Origin of the sequence: Microbacterium sp. CCNWLW134 (assembly GCF_037083565.1) — a bacterium.
Classification (GTDB): Bacteria; Actinomycetota; Actinomycetes; order Actinomycetales; family Microbacteriaceae; genus Microbacterium.
The window spans coordinates 44,762-63,254 of sequence record NZ_JBAOJU010000001.1; the positions used below are offsets into that span (position 1 = coordinate 44,762).

Sequence of the window (18,493 nt, forward strand, 5' to 3'; positions counted from 1 at the left end):
TCAGGAGCGCCGGACGAGCTCGTGCCGGCCGCTGATCCCGAGCTTGCCGTAGACCGACTGCAGGTGGTTGTCGACGGTGCGGGTGGAGAGGAAGAGCTTCGCGGCGATCTCCTTCGAGCTTGCTCCGGATGACGCGAGCGCGGCGATCTCGCGCTCGCGGCGTGTCAGTGGGGTGAGCTCCTGCGTGAACCTCACCAGCGGGGTCGCCGGTGCTTCGCATCGCGCGGCCGCCTCGTCGCTGCGGGCCTGCAGAGACACGGCCAGCCGCGCCGCCCCGCGCGTGCGCGCGGCGCGCGCGGCCGACGCGAACGCCTCGGCGGCGAAGAGATGCGCGCCGCGCGCCGACCACTCCCCGCCGACCCCAGCGAGCGCGTCGCCGTCCGCCGCCGCCTCCGCGCGCGCATGCCGCGCCTGCAGTGCGGCCAGGGGGCTCCCGGATGACACGGCGAGTGCCTCCAGAGGGCCGGCGGCGTCGTCGGGCGCGCCGAGTCTCGCAAGGTGGTGGAGGTAGATGCCGGCGAGATAGTGGTGACCGGTCGAGGCCGCTTCGCGGCTGGCCTCCAGGAGCAGCGGCCGAGCCTCATCGAGCCGTCCGGTCGTCGCGGCGATCCACGCGCGTGCGACGATCCCACCCGGTCCGGTGTCGACCCCGTCGGGAATGGTGCCCAGCTCGCGGGCTGCCCCCGCGGCATCGCCCTGCAGCGCCCGGGAGATCGCCAGTCCTGCGAGACCGGGGATGTACAGGCTGATCGGACCGACCGTCATCGCTCCGCTCATCGTGTCGCGGTACCAGCGCTCGGCCGTCTCGAGGTGGCCCGCTTCGACGGCGATGCGGGCGAGCAGGAACTCGATCGATCGTGTGACGATCTCGTCGTCGGCGCCGATGGCCTCGACGAGCGCCTCTGTCGCCGTCTCTCGCGCCCGGTCGATGAGGCCGCCGTGCAGCTGAACCGTGGCGAGCGTCAGGAGCTGATTGGCGACGGTGTGGCCGGGAACAGCCTTGCCGTCGGTCGCCCGGGCGAAGGCCAGTGCGGTCTCAGCCGCGAGGACCGCCTCGTCGATGCGGCCGAGGGCCGCCAGAGGCAGGGCCCGCGCGGCGGCCACGACCGCACTCTCGGCGGGGGAGTCGCCGAACATCGACGCGACCTGCTCGACCGTGGTCGCCGCCGAGGCGGGGTCGTTGGTGTACAGCTCGACCAGGGCGCGCAGGAGCGCCAGCGCGGGCGCGGCGCCGGCGCCGTCGGCGTCGCGCAGGACCTCCAGGGCGTCACCCAAACCCTCGTGCACGCTGATGTGCGCCAGAGCGACGGCGGCGGTGAGGGATGTCGCCAGCTCGCCCCCGGGTGAGAGGGCCTGACCTGCCCGGAGCTCCTCCAGCGCCTCCGTCGCTCTCCCGCGTCGCAGCATCGCCTCCCCGCGCAGCAGGTGGAGGTCGGCCCGGGGTCCGGCGCCGACGAGCGCCGCGGTCGCCAGCCGTTCGACGGTGCGATGATCCCCGGCCTCACGGGCCAGGAGCGCCGCACCGGTCAGGATGTCGGGGTCGGCCTCACCACCGGCGGCGAGACGCCAGGTGACCGATCGCAGGGCCGCGGCCGCGTCGGTCGGTGCGGACTCGTCGAGGATGTCGGCCTGCTCGAGCAACAGGTCGGCCGTGCGCAGCGTCGACAGCGACGCGGCGATGATGCCGGTGTACTGCGGGTGGGCGAGTCGTCCCGTCAGCTGTTCGCCGACCGCGACGATCCCGGCGGACTCCAGCCTCGCGAGCGCTGCCCGCGCGCCGGGCTGCCGGAGCTGGCCGACCGGCAGTTCCCCGCAGACCGCCAGGCGTTCGACGACGTCGCGCTCCGCGGGATCCAGTTGCGCCATCCGCGCCAGGATCAGATCCCGCAGCGCCGGCGTTCCCACGGGCTCACCGGTGAGATGCCAGACGCCCGCCTCGCGCAAGAGCCGTCCGGCGTCCAGAGCGCCGACGGTGAGCTCGCGCAGGTACAGCGGGTTCCCGCCCGTGGCGCGGTGGAACTCGCTCGCGGTGCGGTGGGCCACTGCTCCGTCGAGGACCGCGACAAGAGCCTCTTGCACGGCGTCGACATCCAGCGGATCCAGCTCGATGCGCAGCGATCGGTCCGCCGACCAGCCCGAGAGGAAGGGGTCGGGCAGGGCATCCCCGGTCCGGATGGTGGTCGCCACGCGGAGCAGATCGGTCGTCACGAGCTGGGCCACGAGGGTGGTCGACAACGGGTCCAGGAGTCCGATGTCGTCGAGGACCAGGAGTGCGGGGGCCGAGCCGAGGGCCTCGAGGGCGCTCACCGACCGATGGAAGAGCGTGCCGGGGTCGGAGGCGGCCTCCATCAGCTGCGTCCGGTCGGTGGAGAAGAGCGGAAGGAGCGCGCCGAGCGGCACCGAAGACATGATCGCCGTGGCCGAGGCGTGCAGAACGAGCCACCCCTCTGCGGCGAGACGGCTTCCGACGGTCGCGACCGCACGACTCTTCCCTACTCCCGACTCCCCAGAGAGGACGAGGGTGCGCACGTCGCCGCGCAGCGCGGTGGCCGCCCGGTCGGTGATCGCGGCGCGCCCGGTGAGGGGCCACGGCGCGAGCACCCGTTCCCACGGCACATCCGTCATCGTGCCTCCTGATCATCCGGCGAGAGATGAACGCTGAGCGCGATTGTAGAGCTCCGCAGGCTCGTTGCGTGAGTAGTCGGCGTCGCGCTGAGTAATGACGCCGGACCGGGATGAGCAGGCGCCCCTCATCCGCGTCCGCCGTCGATCGCGAGAACCTCGGTGTCGGCCGGGTCGCTCCGGCTCCCCGACATCGCGAAGAGGATCCCGCATGAGGACACCAGTCCGTCCCCCCGTCCGCCGAGTCGCCCGCCTGACGGGAGCTCTCGTCGCTGCGGGGCTCGCGCTCGCCGCTGCCCCGGCCGCCGCGTCGGCCGCGCCGGAGGAGAACGGCACGGCGGCGGTCAACACCCCGCCTGTCGCCGTGGACGACGTGTTCACGACGCCGTTCGAGACGGCGATCGACCTCACGCTGTGCGGCAACGACCTCGATGCCGAGCAGAACCCGATCGGGGCGGGTGACATCCAGAACATCTCGGGGGGATTCTTCACCAACACCAACGGGCAGCTGTGCACCTTCACCTTCGTGCCCGAGCCCGGCTTCTCGGGGGCGGCGTCGTTCACCTACTACGCCTTCGACCGCGCCGACGCGACGATCCGCAGCGCGGCGCCGGCGACCGTGCTGATCAGCGTGGGACCGCCGCCGGCCGAGCCGACGAACACCCTGCCGGTCGCGGGCGATGACACCGCGACCACCGCGCGGAACACCCTGCTCGTCCTTCCCGCCGCCGCCGTGCTGGTCAATGACGTCGATGTCGACGGTGATGTGCTGACGGTGCAGGGGGCCACTCCCCTCGGCGGTGCGATCCCGGGGGAGGACTGGGCGGTCGATGTCGCGCAGCTGCGCTACTGGCCGGCGCCGGACTTCGTCGGAACGCGGCAGTTCCTCCTGCACATCGCCGACGGCACGGGGGCCGTCACGAGCGTGCTGACCATCATCGTCACCGCCGATGAGCCCGAGCCCGGACAGACGCCCGAGCCCGTACCGACACCCGAACCTGCGCCGGCACCGACGACGCCCGCGGAGGGAGGCGCCACCCCCGCGAACGAGGGCGGCTTCACGCCGACCGGATCGCCCGAGGAGTCCGCCGGGAGGACACCGCCAGCGGTGGCGCCGGTCGCGGTGACCGCCTCCGCGGGGCGGGCCGAGACATCCACACCCGTCCTCGCCGCGACCGGGGAACGTGCGATCGACGCGCTTCCGGCGCTGGCGGCAGTGGTCGTGGGGACGACCCTGCTGTGGTTCGCACGTGCGCGGGCGAGGGGCGCGCGACGGTAGCGACGCCGGAGCGCACGAGGGGGCAGCCGGGGGCTGCCCCCTCGTTCGTCGTCACCAGCGGGCGACCAGCGACGATGCCTCGGCCCGTGCGTCGGCCGGAAGGGCCAGCGCCAGCGCCTCGGCAAGAGTGAGTTCTGCGCCGCGACGTTCCCCGGCGGCGACCGCATCGGGCTCGGCGGCGCGCATGGCGTCCAGCTGAGGGGTGTGGACGGTGAAGGCCTCGGCATCGAACACGCCGATGCGGTGGCGGATGACGGCGGCCACCGCCGACAGCGCGCCCGCCCGCTCACCGTCCCCACGGGCCGCGGCGACGGCGCACAGCCCCTCGAGTCCGTAGGCGATCCCCTCTTCGAAGTGCAGGCGCAGCGACACCAGGAGTGTCCGCACGCACTGCGCTTCGGCGGTGTCGATCTCGCCGCGGACGAGCTGCAGTCGCGCGAGGTGATTGCCGGCGACCGACGTTGTGAAGAGGTCGCCGCCGGCGGCGGCCGCCGCGGTGGCGCGGTCGAAGTGTCCGAGCGCGTCGTCGGTGAGCCCGCGGAGCCACGCAAGTCGTCCGCGGGCGACCTCGGTGATGGCTTCGGCCCAGGTGTTGCCGAGGTCGTGGAGCCGCTCGACCGCGGTCGTGAGCTCACGGTCGGCGGTGTCGAGGTCGGGCAGCTCGAGCTGGAGCCGCGCCGTCGCCCGCGCGGCGAGCGCCATCGCCGCGGCATCCTCGTCGCCACTCTCCTCGAACAGCCGGATGCACTCCCCGAGACCGGCCACCGCCTCTTCGCTCGGACGCTGCCACATCTCGCCCCACAGGGCGAAGAACCACGCCACCGCGCGCGTGTGCTGGGTGATCGGCTGGTCCTTGCCGAGAAGCTCCAGCATCCACACCCGCACCTCGGCGAAGAAGCCGGCCACCCACCAGTAGATGAGGAGCGACCATGCGAAGTCTCCGGCGTCGTCGAGCCGGTCGGTGTGGATGAGGTGACGCACCGCCGCGCGGAGGTTCGGCAGATCCAGGCCCAGTTCCGCGACCGCGTCCGCCTGCCCCGGTCCGCCCAGCCGGGGGGCGATGCGCGCGACGAGCTCGCGGTAGTGGTCGGCATGTGCGGTCCGCACCGCGGCGGCGTCGCCCCGCTCCTTCAGTCGCCCCACCGCGTACTCGCGCACCAGGGCCAGCAGCGAGAACACCGGACGCCCGTCGACGTCGACGGGTTTGACCAGCGAGGAGTCGACGAGCGCCGCGAGATCCTCCATCGCCCCTGCGCCCCAGGATCGGCTCCGTCCGATCGCCTCCACCGCGTCGAACGTGAACCGGGTGGCGAAGACGCCGAGATCCTCGAGCATGGCGCGCTGCGAGGCCGGCAGGAGGCTCACGCTCCACTCGATGGTGGCCCGCATCGTGCGGTGCCGGTCGGGGAGGTCGCGCACCGCCGCGGTCAGGAGCGGCAGGCTCTGCTCCAGACGCTCGGCGATCCCGCGGGTGCCGAGGACCCGCACCTTCGCCGCCGCCAGCTCGATGCCCAGCGGCAGGCCTTCCAGGCGACGGCAGATGTCGGCGACATCCTGCGCATTGGCGTCGGAGAGGGTGAAGTCGGGACTCACCGCGCTCGCGCGGTCGGCGAACAGGCGGCACGCGGGGGTGTCGCGCACCCGCTCCCTCGTGGCGCGCGTCCACGAGTCGGGCACGGGCAGCCCCGAGACGTCGTAGACCTGCTCTCCGCGGATGTGGAGCACGATGCGACTGGTGACGAGGAAGGTCGCCATAGGCGAGGCGTGCGAGAGGCGCACCAGCAGCGGAGCGGCCTCGATCACCTGCTCGAAGTTGTCGAGGGCGACGAGCACGCGACGGCCGGACAGTGCTCGGGCGATGCGTTCTTCCAGCGGGGCCTCGCCGTTGTCGCGCACGCCGAGGGAGTAGGCGATCGTGGGCACGACGAGTCCCGGTTCGAGCACGCCCTCCAGGAGGACGAAGTACACCCCGTCGGGGAAGAGGTCCTCGCTCGCGCGGGCGACCTCGATCGCCAGCCGGCTCTTGCCGACTCCGCCGGGGCCGATGAGGCTGACCACGTGGGCGGACCCGGTGAGGAGGTCGCGGACCGCCGCGACATCCTCCTCCCGTCCGATCGTCGAGGTGTAGGGGACGGGCACCTTCGGCGCCGCGGCGGGGACGACATCGGAGATCTCTCGATCGGCGAGGGGACGAGAGGCATCGAAGCGCTCGGCGAGGAGGGTGGCCAGGTCGTCGCGGACGTGGTCGCGGAGCTCGTCGATCGACGTGAAGGAGAGGTAGGCCGCGGTGTCGTCTTCGCGGATGCGGTCGATGAGGGCGACCAGGCGCGGGTCGCGGTGCTCGGAGGCGCGGATGTAGATGAGTTTCGGCATCTCGCGGGGAGCGAGGTTGTACTCGTCCTCCAGACCCGAGACCTCCTCCTCCGGCGCCACCCACCCGTAGCTGTCACCGTAGATCCCCACGAACACGTCGCTCTGCGCGAGGTACGAGCGGTAGAGCGCGCGGGGCGGATGCGGCCGGGCGCCGAGTTCGAACATCACCGGCGCCAGACGCAGGGCCTCGATGGCGCTGCGCACCGCGACGCGCTCGTCGGCGAGTTCGCGGAGGGTGGAGCTGACGAAGATCCGCAGGCGCTGGTCGGGCGTGCGGATCACCCGCTCGTGCCCCGTCACGGTCGCGGACTCGACGAGCCCGGCGGTGGCGGCGTCGCCCCCCGTCATGCAGACATCATCGTCCCACCAGGGGTTCTCCGCCAGATGTCGGGGAATGCCGGGGGTTTTCGCGGGGTTATACCCGAGGAACATCAACTCGTCAAGGATCGCGCTGGACACGGCGCGTCATCCGGACTATGCTTGGTAGTTGCGCTCTTGGTTTCCCCCTGCCCTCATATGGTGGTCGGCTGTGACTGCACGCCCCCGCTTCACCGCGGTGAGCGACGTGCAGGCTTCGGGGAGGACTGAGCACTCCACCTGACGACAAGGAAACGAAGCCCGATCCGGGCTCACGGAGGTTATCCCTTGGCTGCTGCGCCCAACGCATCCAATCCCACCACCACCCCGAAGAACGGCCGCGGCGCATCGCGGCTCTCGTTCGCGAAGATCTCCGACACGCTGACGGTTCCCGACCTTCTCGCGCTGCAGACCGAGTCCTTCGACTGGCTCGTCGGCAACGAGCAGTGGCGAGCCCGGGTGGCCGAGGCCAAGGCCGCCGGTCGCACCGATGTGCCCGAGATGAGCGGACTGGAGGAGATCTTCGAGGAGATCTCGCCGATCGAGGACCTGAGCGAGACCATGCAGCTCTCGTTCACCAACCCCTACCTCGAGCCCGAGAAGTACTCGATCGAAGAGTGCAAGGAGCGCGGCAAGACCTACGCGGCCCCTCTCTACGTCGAGGCCGAGTTCATGAACCACCAGACCGGTGAGATCAAGACCCAGACGGTCTTCATGGGCGACTTCCCGCTCCAGACCGACAAGGGCACGTTCATCATCAACGGCACCGAGCGTGTCGTGGTCTCGCAGCTCGTGCGCTCGCCCGGCGTCTACTTCGACAAGACCCCCGACAAGACCTCCGACAAGGACATCGTGTCGGCGCGCATCATCCCCAGCCGCGGTGCGTGGCTGGAGTTCGAGATCGACAAGCGCGACCAGGTGGGCGTCCGCATCGACCGCAAGCGCAAGCAGTCGGTCACGGTGTTCCTCAAGGCCCTCGGCCTGTCGAGCGAAGACATCCTGAACGAGTTCGGCGGCTTCGACTCCATCGAGGAGACCCTCTCCAAGGACACGATCCTGTCCAAGGAGGACGCGCTCCGCGACATCTACCGCAAGCTCCGTCCGGGCGAGCAGGTCGCCGCCGAGGCCGCCCGCGCGCTGCTGGACAACTTCTACTTCAACCCCAAGCGGTACGACCTGGCGAAGGTCGGTCGCTACAAGATCAACCAGAAGCTGGGGCTGGATGCTCCGCTGTCGGACTCGGTGCTGACCGTCGACGACATCGTCGCCACCATCAAGTACCTCGTGCGCGTGCACCGCGGCGATGAGACCTTCGAGGGTGTGCGCGGTGGCAAGAACGTCGAGATCCGTCTCGACGTCGACGACATCGACAACTTCGGCAACCGTCGCATCCGCGCGGTGGGCGAGCTCATCCAGAACCAGGTCCGCACGGGACTCTCCCGCATGGAGCGCGTCGTCCGCGAGCGCATGACCACGCAGGACATCGAGGCGATCACCCCGCAGACCCTGATCAATGTCCGCCCCGTGGTGGCCGCGATCAAGGAGTTCTTCGGCACCTCTCAGCTGTCGCAGTTCATGGACCAGAACAACCCGCTCGCGGGTCTGACCCACAAGCGCCGCCTCTCGGCGCTGGGCCCCGGCGGTCTGTCGCGCGAGCGCGCCGGCGTCGAGGTCCGTGACGTCCACCCCTCGCACTACGGCCGCATGTGCCCGATCGAGACCCCGGAAGGCCCGAACATCGGTCTGATCGGGTCGCTGGCCTCGTTCGCCCGCATCAACTCGTTCGGTTTCATCGAGACCCCGTACCGCAAGGTCGTCGACGGCAAGGTCACCGACCAGATCGACTACCTCACGGCCAGCGAGGAGAGCGACTACATCATCGCCCAGGCCAACGCCCCCCTGAAGGCGGACGGCCACTTCCAGGAGGACCGGGTCCTCGCGCGGAAGATCGGCGGCGAGGTCGACCTCATCCCCGCCGACGAGATCGGCTACATGGACGTCTCGCCGCGCCAGATGGTGTCGGTCGCGACATCCCTCATCCCCTTCCTCGAGCACGACGACGCCAACCGCGCGCTCATGGGTGCGAACATGCAGCGTCAGGCTGTGCCGCTGCTGCGCAGCGAGTCGCCCGTGGTCGGAACCGGTATGGAGGGCTACGCCGCCGTCGACGCCGGTGACGTCGTCACCGCCGAGAAGAGCGGTGTGGTCATGGAGGTGTCGGCCGACGTCGTCACCGTCCAGCTCGACGAGGGCGGCACGCAGGACTACTTCCTGCGCAAGTTCGACCGGTCCAACCAGGGCACGAGCTACAACCAGCGCGTGATCGTCTCGGCGGGCGACCGCATCGAGGCCGGCGAGGTCATCGCCGACGGCCCGGCGACCGAGAACGGCGAGCTCGCGCTCGGCAAGAACCTGCTCGTGGCGTTCATGACCTGGGAGGGTCACAACTTCGAAGACGCCATCATCCTCAGCCAGGAGCTGGTGAAGGACGACACCCTCTCCTCGATCCACATCGAGGAGTACGAGGTCGACGCCCGCGACACCAAGCTCGGCAAGGAGGAGATCACCCGTGATCTCCCCAACGTCAGCCCCGACCTGCTGAAGGACCTCGACGAGCGCGGCATCATCCGCATCGGTGCCGAGGTCCGCCCCGGCGACATCCTCGTCGGCAAGGTCACGCCCAAGGGTGAGACCGAGCTGAGCGCCGAGGAGCGGCTGCTGCGTGCCATCTTCAACGAGAAGAGCCGCGAGGTGCGCGACACCTCGCTGAAGGTTCCTCACGGCGAGCAGGGCACGATCATCGCCGTCAAGGAGTTCAACGCCGAGGACGGCGACGACGAGCTGGGCTCGGGCGTCAACCGCCGCGTCGTGGTCTACATCGCCCAGAAGCGCAAGATCACCGAGGGCGACAAGCTCGCCGGCCGCCACGGCAACAAGGGCGTCATCGCCAAGATCCTGCCGGTCGAGGACATGCCGTTCCTCGCCGACGGAACGCCGGTCGACGTCGTCCTGAACCCCCTCGGAATCCCCGGTCGCATGAACTTCGGCCAGGTGCTGGAGACCCACCTCGGGTGGATCGCCAAGCAGGGCTGGAAGGTCGAGGGCACCCCCGAGTGGGCTGTGCGCCTGCCCGAGGAGGCTCGCGAGGCCGCCCCCGGCACCAAGGTCGCGACCCCCGTGTTCGACGGTGCCGCCGAGGAGGAGATCGCGGGTCTGCTCGACTCGACGACGCTCACCCGAGACGGTGTGCGCCTGATCGACTCGTCGGGCAAGACTCAGCTGTTCGACGGCCGGTCGGGTGAGCCGTTCCCGGCACCGATCTCCGTCGGGTACATGTACATCCTGAAGCTGCACCACCTCGTGGACGACAAGATCCACGCCCGTTCCACCGGCCCCTACTCGATGATCACGCAGCAGCCGCTGGGTGGTAAGGCGCAGTTCGGCGGTCAGCGGTTCGGTGAGATGGAGGTGTGGGCACTCGAGGCCTACGGCGCGGCGTACGCGCTCCAGGAGCTCCTCACGATCAAGTCCGACGACATCCCCGGCCGCGTCAAGGCGTACGAGTCGATCGTCAAGGGCGAGAACCTGCAGGAGCCCGGCATCCCCGAGTCGTTCAAGGTGCTCATGAAGGAGATGCAGTCGCTGTGCCTGAACGTCGAGGTCCTCTCGGCCGACGGCACCGTGGTCAGCCTCCGCGACAGCACCGACGAGGCGTACCGCGCCGCTGAGGAGCTCGGCATCAACATCTCGAGCCGCTTCGAGTCGTCGTCGATCGACGAGATCTGATCCGTCGACGCCGACCGCAACCCACTTTTGACAACAGGAGAACTAGTGCTCGACGCAACAACGTTTGACGAGCTTCGCATCGGCCTCGCCACGGCCGACGACATCCGCCGCTGGTCGTTCGGCGAGGTCAAGAAGCCCGAGACCATCAACTACCGCACGCTCAAGCCCGAGAAGGACGGCCTCTTCGGAGAGCAGATCTTCGGGCCCAGCCGCGACTGGGAGTGCGCCTGCGGCAAGTACAAGCGCGTCCGCTTCAAGGGCATCGTCTGCGAGCGCTGCGGCGTGGAGGTCACCAAGTCCTCCGTCCGCCGCGAGCGGATGGGTCACATCGAGCTGGCCGCCCCGGTCACCCACATCTGGTACTTCAAGGGCGTGCCCTCGCGCCTGGGGTACCTGCTCGACATGGCGCCGAAGGACCTCGAGAAGGTCATCTACTTCGCCGCCTACATGGTGATCTCCGTCGACGAGGAGGCGCGCCACCGCGACCTCGCCACGCAGGAGAACAACATCCGCCTGGAGATCAAGACGCTCGGCGACCGCCGGGACGCCAAGATCGCCGCGCGCCTTTCCAAGCTGGAGGAGGAGCTCGCCGCCCTGGAGGCGGAGGGCGCCAAGGCCGACCAGAAGAAGAAGGTCAAGGACGCCGCCGAGAAGGACATGGCGCAGGCCCGTAAGCAGGCCGATGACGCCATCGCCAAGCTCGAGCGCGTGTGGGAGGACTTCCGCACCCTCGAGGTCGGCTCGCTCAAGGGCGAGGACGAGATCTTCCAGGAGCTGCAGGACCGCTTCGGTCAGTACTTCGAGGCCCACATGGGCGCCGAGTCGATCAAGCGCCGCCTGGAGGCGTTCGACCTTGCCGCTGAGGCGGAGAGCCTGCACCTGCAGATCGCCGAGGGCAAGGGCCAGCGCAAGATCCGCGCGATCAAGCGCCTGAAGGTGGTCAACTCCTTCCTCCAGACCGGCATGAGCCCCGCCTCGATGGTGCTCGACGTCGTCCCGGTCATCCCGCCGGAGCTGCGCCCGATGGTGCAGCTCGACGGTGGCCGCTTCGCGACCTCCGACCTGAACGACCTCTACCGTCGCGTGATCAACCGCAACAACCGCCTCCGTCGCCTGATCGACCTCGGTGCCCCCGAGATCATCGTCAACAACGAGAAGCGGATGCTGCAGGAGGCCGTCGACGCGCTGTTCGACAACGGCCGTCGTGGTCGCCCCGTCACGGGCACCGGCAACCGCGCCCTCAAGTCCCTGAGCGACATGCTCAAGGGAAAGCAGGGCCGGTTCCGCCAGAACCTGCTCGGAAAGCGTGTGGACTACTCGGGCCGTTCGGTCATCGTCGTGGGTCCGCAGCTGAAGCTGCACCAGTGCGGTCTGCCCAAGCAGATGGCTCTCGAGCTGTTCAAGCCCTTCGTGATCAAGCGCCTGATCGACCTCGGTCACTCGCAGAACATCAAGGCCGCCAAGCGCGCCGTCGAGCGCACCCGTCCCGAGGTCTGGGATGTGCTCGAGGAGATCATCCGCGAGCGTCCGGTGCTGCTGAACCGCGCGCCCACCCTGCACCGTCTGGGCATCCAGGCGTTCGAGCCGCAGCTCGTCGAGGGCAAGGCCATCCAGCTCCACCCGCTCGTGTGTGCGGCGTTCAACGCCGACTTCGACGGTGACCAGATGGCCGTGCACCTGCCGCTGTCGGTCGAGGCCCAGGCCGAGGCCCGCATCCTGATGCTCGCCTCGAACAACATCCTGAAGCCGTCGGACGGCCGCCCGGTGACCCTGCCCTCGCAGGACATGATCATCGGCCTCCACCACCTCACCACGGTGAAGGAGGGCGCCGCGGGCGAGGGTCGCGTGTTCGGCTCGGTCTCCGAGGCGATCCTGGCCAAGGACGAGGGCACCCTCGACCTGCAGGCGAAGGTTCGCATCCGCATCCCCGGGCTCGCCTTCCTCGAGGGCGAAGCTCCCGAGGGCTACGAGCGCCACGGCCTCGTCGACACCTCGCTCGGCCAGGCGATCTTCAACGACGCGCTGCCCAAGGGCTACCCGTTCGTGCGCGAGCAGGCCGACAAGGGCAAGCTCTCGCAGATCGTCAACAAGCTCGCCGAGGAGTACCCCAAGGTGGAGGTCGCCGCGACGCTCGACCGCATCAAGGACGCCGGCTTCTACTGGGCCACGCGTTCGGGTGTGACCGTTGCGCTCAGCGACATCCTCACCCCGCCGAACAAGGCGGAGATCGTGGGTCGCTACGAGAAGCAGGCCGCGAAGGTCCAGTCGCAGTTCGAGAAGGGTCTCACCACCGACGCCGAGCGTCGTCAGGAGCTCATCAAGATCTGGACCGAAGCGACCGACGAGGTCCAGAAGGCGATGCGCGACAACTTCCCCGAGGACAACACCATCAACCGGATGGTCTCGTCGGGCGCGCGTGGTAACTGGCTGCAGATCCGGAACATCGCCGGTATGCGAGGCCTGGTGAACAACCCGAAGGGTGAGATCATCCCGCGCCCGATCATCTCCTCGTACCGCGAGGGTCTGTCGGTGGCGGAGTACTTCATCGCGACGCACGGTGCCCGTAAGGGTCTGGCCGACACGGCCCTCCGTACGGCCGACTCGGGTTACCTCACGCGTCGTCTCGTCGACGTCTCGCAGGACGTCATCATCCGCGAGGAGGACTGCGGCACGTCGAAGGGGCTGGAGCTGCCGATCGCCGCTCCCGGCTTCGACGGCACCCTGGTCAAGGACGCCAACGTCGAGAACTCCGTGTTCGCACGGACGCTCGCAGCCGACGTGGTCAGCGCCTCCGGCGAGGTGCTCGCCGCGGCCGGCTCGGACGTCGGCGACGTGGTCATCAACGCGCTGGTCGAGGCGGGTGTGGAGACCATCAAGGTGCGCTCCGTGCTCACCTGCGACTCCGCCGTCGGTGTCTGCGCCCGCTGCTACGGCCGCTCGCTGGCGACCGGCAAGATGGTCGACATCGGTGAGGCCGTGGGCATCATCGCGGCCCAGTCGATCGGTGAGCCCGGTACCCAGCTGACGATGCGTACCTTCCACACCGGTGGTTCGGCGTCGGCGGATGACATCACGCAGGGTCTTCCCCGCGTGCAGGAGCTCTTCGAGGCCCGTACCCCTAAGGGTGCGTCCCCGATCGCGGAGGCCGACGGCCGCATCACGATCGAGGAGACCGACAAGAGCAAGAAGATCATCCTCACGCCCGACTCCGGCGACGAGCCCGTGGTCTACCCGGTGCTCAAGCGTGCGACGCTGCTGGTCGAGGACGGCCAGCACGTCACCGTGGGCCAGCCCCTGCAGGTCGGCACGCTCGACCCCAAGGAGGTCATGCGTGTCATGGGTGCCCGCGAGGTGCAGAAGTACCTCGTGAACGGTGTCCAGGGCGTGTACCGCTCGCAGGGTGTGCCGATCCACGACAAGCACATCGAGGTCATCGTGCGCCAGATGCTGCGGAAGGTCACCGTGGTCGACCACGGCGACACGACGCTGCTTCCGGGCGAGCTGGTCGACCTCAAGCGCTACCAGGGCATCAACCGCGAAGCGGTCGGTTCGGGCAAGCGTCCGGCGTCGGGTCGTCCCGAGCTCATGGGTATCACCAAGGCGTCGCTCGCCACCGAGTCGTGGCTGTCGGCCGCGTCGTTCCAGGAGACCACGCGTGTTCTCACGCAGGCCGCCATGGAGGGCAAGAGCGACCCGCTGGTGGGCCTGAAGGAGAACGTCATCATCGGAAAGCTCATCCCCGCCGGCACCGGCCTTGCGAAGTACCGCAACGTCGTGGTCGAGGCGACGGAGGAGGCCAAGAGCGAGCGGTACCCCAACCGCATCTTCGCCTCGGACGGCGCCTACAGCGACGCGGACCTGAGCTACGTCGACTTCGACAGCTTCTCCACGGACGACTTCGGCACCTACAACTGAGTCGAATCTCCGCAGTACGTCCCGAAGGGCCCCGGCATCCGCCGGGGCCCTTCGGCTTTGCGCCGAGAAACCGTATCCGCGCCGAGATCGCTCCCGCGGCGTGGTGCCTCGGCGGAGATGTGGTGTCTCGGCGGGGGACGGACGGATGCCGCGGCGCGGCGGCGCTGATGTGCGCAGCGCCGACGCGCGGGGGCTGGCGGGAGAGGTGCGCGTCCCGGCGAGCCGTCACGCGCGGCGCGGGTGCGCCGCCGTACCGTGGATCCGGAGGTGGAAGAAGGTGGCGCGCATCCCGGGTCGGAGCCTGTGGCTCTCCGCTCCGGTCGGACTTCTCTGCGCGGCGGTCGTCGCAGCACTGGTGTGGCTGGCCGCCCCGATGGTCCCGACCGTGGTGACCTGGGCCGGCGACACCCTGCGCGCTGCCAGCGCCCGCGCCGAAGCGGCGCCGCCCGACGACCCCCTGGTGGCGGCCCTCGCCGGCGAGGCGCCCCTGGACTGCCGGGACATCTACCCCGACGACCTCTGGCGGCAACTCGCCTGGTTCCCGGGGGCGCTGCTCGCCCAGTCGGGGGCGGTCCCCGAGACCGCGGCGCCGCCCCTCGTCGAGGCGTTGGCCCCCGACATCCGCGTCTCGTGCCGGTGGCACACCCGCGACGGTGCGACCCTGCAGACGGCACTCGCCACCATCGCCCCCGACGCCTCGGCCGCGGGTGAGGCCGCCCTGCGCGGCGCGGGTTTCGCCTGCAACGTCGTCGCCCCCGGCCTCACCTGCACCCGGACGACCGCGGACGCGATCGAGACGCACGTCTTGCGTGACGGGTGGTGGCTCGTGAGCGTCGAGCGCGGCTGGCACCCCGAGGATTACGCCGGCCGTATCGCGGCGCGACTCTGGGGCTGATCGGCTGCCTTACGCCGCAGGCCAGATCGACGAGACGATCGACGCCGTGTAGCCGCTCGGGGCCAGATTCGAGTAGCGCGTGTCGATGAGCAGGTCGTCTCGCCAGAAGAGCGTCCGTCCGTCGGTGACGGGGTACTGCTCGTTCTGCCACGTCTTCTCGCAGCGGGTGCCCCCGTCGGGGGTGTAGCAGGTGAACCCCTCGTCCGCGGCCAGCTGGTTCAGCAGGTCGAGTGCCGGCCCGCGGTTCATCGGCAGGTAGGAGGTCTCCAGGAAGGTGGTGTCGGCGCCGGGATCCCGCCACAGGCACACCAGCGACCCGTCGGTCTGAGGGCCGACGGCCACGCCGTTCACCGGATCGTTCAGCGGCACGTCGCTCAGCTGTGCGCGCACAGCTTCCGACAGCGGCGCCTCGCAATCCTCGGGCACGGCCGCAGCCCCCACGGCGACAGACGGCGTGGGGGTCGCGGAGGGAGTGGGAGAACCGGAGCTTGAGGAGCTCGGTGTCGCCGAGGCCCCGGCCGAGGGGGTGGACGCACCCTCGTCACCCTCCTCGGGCGCGCAGCCGCCGAGAACCAGGGTGAGAAGAAGGACGGATGCCGCCGCTGCCGCGACGACCGCACGGTGCGTCATGGCCACGCTCTACGAACCCGTCGCGACGGCTCTCGGCGACGCGCGGGAGAAGCCCGTCAGCCGCATATTCCCATCCGGGAATGGCGCCGGAGGGGCCGGTTCGCGCTAGATCGGCGAATCGGTCCGCCGCCGCGCGGCACGCCTGCACGGTTCCGGGCATCGGTGCCGCTAGTTTCGCTCTGCGGGGCGCCAGTCCCGCGTGAGGAGTGCGAACGATGAGTGATTCGAAGTCGTCGTACGGCGACCCCGTCGAGGAGCCCCGTCCGGCGGACGACGACGTCGTCACGCGCGCGAACGAGGGTCTCGCCGACGCCGAAGCCGCACGCGAGGCCGCCGTGCGCGAGGACGCCGCCCGCGCGGCCGACCAGGCCGACCCCGGCCACCCCACCGACGGTTCGCACCACGACTCCGCCGCGCACACCGACGCCGGTGAGGGCCGCGCGGCCGCCGCGCCCGCCGCGGATGACCGGCCCTACGCCCCGACGAGCGAGCCCGCCACCGCCCGGTGGGACGCTCCCGGCGACCGTGACGCCGCCGACTACCGCGACGACGCCGAGCGCGACCGCTTCGCGGCGTACGAGGCCTCGGCCGACACCTCCGCCGACCGCTCCGTCGCGCCCGCCGCCGCAGCAGGCGCCGCCGCCGGTGCCGCCGCGGCATCCTCGCGCCCGCAGGTGACCCCGAGCGAACCTGCCTCAGACCGCGGATATGACGCCCCCACCGTCGTCTCCGCCCCCCTTCCGCCGCAGCAGACCGCGGCGCCGCAGCCGATCTTCGTGCAGGCGCCCGAGGCGCCCCGGCCCCGCGGCAACCGCGCCGCGGCGGGCGCCATCGGCCTCCTGGCCGCACTGGTGTTCGGTCTGCTCTACCTCGCCGCCTGGGTGGGTCTCGGCGCCCTCGCGGGAGACGTCACGGTCGACACCTTCGTGTCGACGACCCTGACGGCCCTCGCGAGCTGGTCGCTGTGGATCCCCGTCCTGGTCTTCTTCCTCGCATTCTGGCTGCTCGGCGCCGTCATCAACCGCGGACGCTGGGGCGCGTGGGTGATCTTCGGCCTGCTGGTGGGCTTCGCCGCGTGGGCGGGTCACATCCTGGGCCAGCTCTTCCAGGCGCCGTTCTGGACGCTCACCGCGCGCGAGGGTGCCGAGATCACGGCGGAGCAGGTGCTCGCACCCCTGGCGATCGTGGCGTTCATCCTCGGACGCGAGCTCACGATCTGGTTCGGCGCGTGGGTGGCATCGCGAGGACGGCGGGTCACCGAGCTGAACGACGAGGCGCAGCGGGAGTACGAGCGCACGCTCGAGGCGGGGCCCCAGCTCGTCCGGCAGTGAGCCGGGCGCGCTGAGGCGACGAGGCTGGAACGCAGGCGACGGCCGGCAGTGACGGGTTGACGTGATCGAGCCTGTCGACGACCGCCCCCGCGTGCCGGTGCCCCCACTCATCGCGGTGACGTTCGCGACCGTGGGATACGTCGCCCTGATGATCTTCGGGCTGGGGATGACCAGCCTCGCCCTCGATCGCAGCGTCATCGAGGTGCAGGGTCTCGGTCCGCTCCCGGGGGTCTTCGCCGCCACGGCCTCGACACTCGCGGTCGCCGCCGTTCTGCTGAGCGCCATGCCGCGTCCGCTCCTTCCGCAGCCCGACGCCCCGCCTCCCGCGAATGCCTCGGCGTCGCCCCGCTACTCCGTCGCCCTCTGGACGGGGCTCGGCGCCTATCTCGGCTACGTCGTCGTGGTCTGGATCGCCGTCGTCGCCTCGGGTGAGGAGCTGAGCACCGCCTCGACCGTGGCCGGCGGCATCGCGGCATCCTGGTTCGGACTCGTCCTCGCCGCCGCCGGGGCGATCGCCGGGGTCAGCGGCGTGGCGATGGTGCGCACCCGCGGCGGCCGGCGGCAGTGGCCCTGGGAGGGGGAGGAGCGGGATGACGCATGACGCCGCCGATCCGCAGGGATACCGTGTAGGGGTGGAGCGGTCGCTCGAGACCCAGGTCAGCCAGGCGGTGGACGCCTGGCTGCGGTGGTTGCCGCGCTGGGAGCCGGCGACCCATCGGGGGCGCGTCGCTCCATGCCGGCGTTGCTTCGGCTCACCCGTCCTGTCGGCCGCCGGGCTCGGCGCCGACGTGCCGCACGGGGTGCAGCACGGCCTCTCGACCCGCATCAAGACGATCGTCGACCACGCCGTCGCGGAGTACACCGCCGTGAACCTCCCGATGCTCCAGGCCGAGCTCGACCAGCAGGCCGCCCGCAACCGCGCACGCAGCTACCGGCCCGCCGAGGGGCTCGAGCCCGAGTTCGAAGGTCTGCCGCTCGACCCGGAACCGACGCCCGGTGCGCCGTTCCTGTTCACCCTGTCGGGACTCGCCGCCCAGGCCGATTCGGACGTGCCCGAGCTTCCCCCGCTCACCGAGGAGGCCAAGGCGGCGCTCCGCCAGGAGGTGGGGCTCGCCGACGACTACGCCAACATGGTCGGGCGCGAAGTCTGCACCATCCTGCTGCACCATCGCCTGCGCATCCAGGCCGGAGTCACCGAATACGTCGAGCCCCAGATCGAGGCGATGCTCGACGAGCTGACCCGGTCGCTCGACGCTCCGTTCGACCCGAACGACCCGAATCCTCTGCCCTGAGCGGGCGAGCGGG

Annotated in this window: 10 protein-coding genes; 7 read left to right on the plus strand and 3 right to left on the minus strand. The window is 70.3% G+C overall.

All coding sequences use genetic code 11. The annotated features are described in order from the left end of the window. Entirely contained in the window at positions 1 to 2,625 is a 2,625-nt protein-coding gene (locus V6S02_RS00225) for a LuxR C-terminal-related transcriptional regulator (RefSeq protein ID WP_336399397.1), read from the minus strand. Between the two features lie 208 nt (positions 2,626 to 2,833). Between V6S02_RS00225 and V6S02_RS00230 the strand changes: the two genes are divergently transcribed. Continuing rightward, a complete protein-coding gene (locus tag V6S02_RS00230) occupies positions 2,834 to 3,901 on the plus strand; it encodes an Ig-like domain-containing protein (protein ID WP_336399398.1) in 1,068 nt (355 codons plus the stop codon). Between the two features lie 51 nt (positions 3,902 to 3,952). Here the strand turns inward: V6S02_RS00230 and V6S02_RS00235 are convergent, their stop codons facing one another. Continuing rightward, positions 3,953 to 6,622 (minus strand): DUF4062 domain-containing protein, encoded by a 2,670-nt coding sequence (locus V6S02_RS00235; protein WP_336399399.1) that lies wholly within the window; start codon positions 6,620 to 6,622, stop codon positions 3,953 to 3,955. 297 nt (positions 6,623 to 6,919) lie between these two features. Here V6S02_RS00235 and rpoB point away from each other — a divergent pair, with 297 nt between their 5' ends. The 3 genes from rpoB to V6S02_RS00250 all read left to right on the plus strand — a co-directional run bounded on the left by rpoB (position 6,920) and on the right by V6S02_RS00250 (position 15,227). Beyond that, complete coding sequence (rpoB, locus tag V6S02_RS00240) at positions 6,920 to 10,417, plus strand: DNA-directed RNA polymerase subunit beta (RefSeq protein ID WP_124291728.1); 3,498 nt, start codon at positions 6,920 to 6,922, stop codon at positions 10,415 to 10,417. Between the two features lie 45 nt (positions 10,418 to 10,462). Beyond that, positions 10,463 to 14,332 carry a DNA-directed RNA polymerase subunit beta' gene (rpoC, locus tag V6S02_RS00245; RefSeq protein WP_124291727.1) on the plus strand — a complete coding sequence of 1,290 codons (3,870 nt, stop codon included), beginning with the start codon at positions 10,463 to 10,465 and terminating at the stop codon, positions 14,330 to 14,332. 145 nt (positions 14,333 to 14,477) lie between these two features. Next, positions 14,478 to 15,227 carry a hypothetical protein gene (locus V6S02_RS00250; protein WP_336399400.1) on the plus strand — a complete coding sequence of 250 codons (750 nt, stop codon included), beginning with the start codon at positions 14,478 to 14,480 and terminating at the stop codon, positions 15,225 to 15,227. Between the two features lie 9 nt (positions 15,228 to 15,236). On the opposite strand, the gene V6S02_RS00255 is transcribed toward V6S02_RS00250, so the two are convergent. Next, on the minus strand, positions 15,237 to 15,857 hold the full coding sequence (locus V6S02_RS00255) for a hypothetical protein (RefSeq protein WP_336399401.1): 621 nt from the start codon (positions 15,855 to 15,857) through the stop codon (positions 15,237 to 15,239). A 215-nt stretch (positions 15,858 to 16,072) separates the two neighbouring features. Here V6S02_RS00255 and V6S02_RS00260 point away from each other — a divergent pair, with 215 nt between their 5' ends. The 3 genes from V6S02_RS00260 (at position 16,073) to V6S02_RS00270 (ending at position 18,480) form a co-directional block, all read left to right on the plus strand. Beyond that, positions 16,073 to 17,188 carry an ABC transporter gene (locus tag V6S02_RS00260; protein ID WP_336399402.1) on the plus strand — a complete coding sequence of 372 codons (1,116 nt, stop codon included), beginning with the start codon at positions 16,073 to 16,075 and terminating at the stop codon, positions 17,186 to 17,188. Positions 17,189 to 17,249: 61 nt separating this feature from the next. After that, positions 17,250 to 17,789 carry a hypothetical protein gene (locus tag V6S02_RS00265; protein ID WP_336399403.1) on the plus strand — a complete coding sequence of 180 codons (540 nt, stop codon included), beginning with the start codon at positions 17,250 to 17,252 and terminating at the stop codon, positions 17,787 to 17,789. Between the two features lie 31 nt (positions 17,790 to 17,820). After that, positions 17,821 to 18,480 carry a spermidine/putrescine ABC transporter substrate-binding protein gene (locus V6S02_RS00270; RefSeq protein WP_124294276.1) on the plus strand — a complete coding sequence of 220 codons (660 nt, stop codon included), beginning with the start codon at positions 17,821 to 17,823 and terminating at the stop codon, positions 18,478 to 18,480. Positions 18,481 to 18,493: the final 13 nt, after the last annotated feature.

Bases quoted from the DNA above. Each gene is read 5' to 3' on its own strand.
- V6S02_RS00225 (WP_336399397.1), bottom strand. From the start codon at position 2,625: ATGACGGATGTGCCGTGGGAACGGGTGCTCGCGCCGTGGCCCCTCACC.
- V6S02_RS00230 (WP_336399398.1), top strand. From the start codon at position 2,834: ATGAGGACACCAGTCCGTCCCCCCGTCCGCCGAGTCGCCCGCCTGACG.
- V6S02_RS00235 (WP_336399399.1), bottom strand. From the start codon at position 6,622: ATGACGGGGGGCGACGCCGCCACCGCCGGGCTCGTCGAGTCCGCGACC.
- V6S02_RS00250 (WP_336399400.1), top strand. From the start codon at position 14,478: ATGCCGCGGCGCGGCGGCGCTGATGTGCGCAGCGCCGACGCGCGGGGG.
- V6S02_RS00255 (WP_336399401.1), bottom strand. From the start codon at position 15,857: ATGACGCACCGTGCGGTCGTCGCGGCAGCGGCGGCATCCGTCCTTCTT.
- V6S02_RS00260 (WP_336399402.1), top strand. From the start codon at position 16,073: ATGAGTGATTCGAAGTCGTCGTACGGCGACCCCGTCGAGGAGCCCCGT.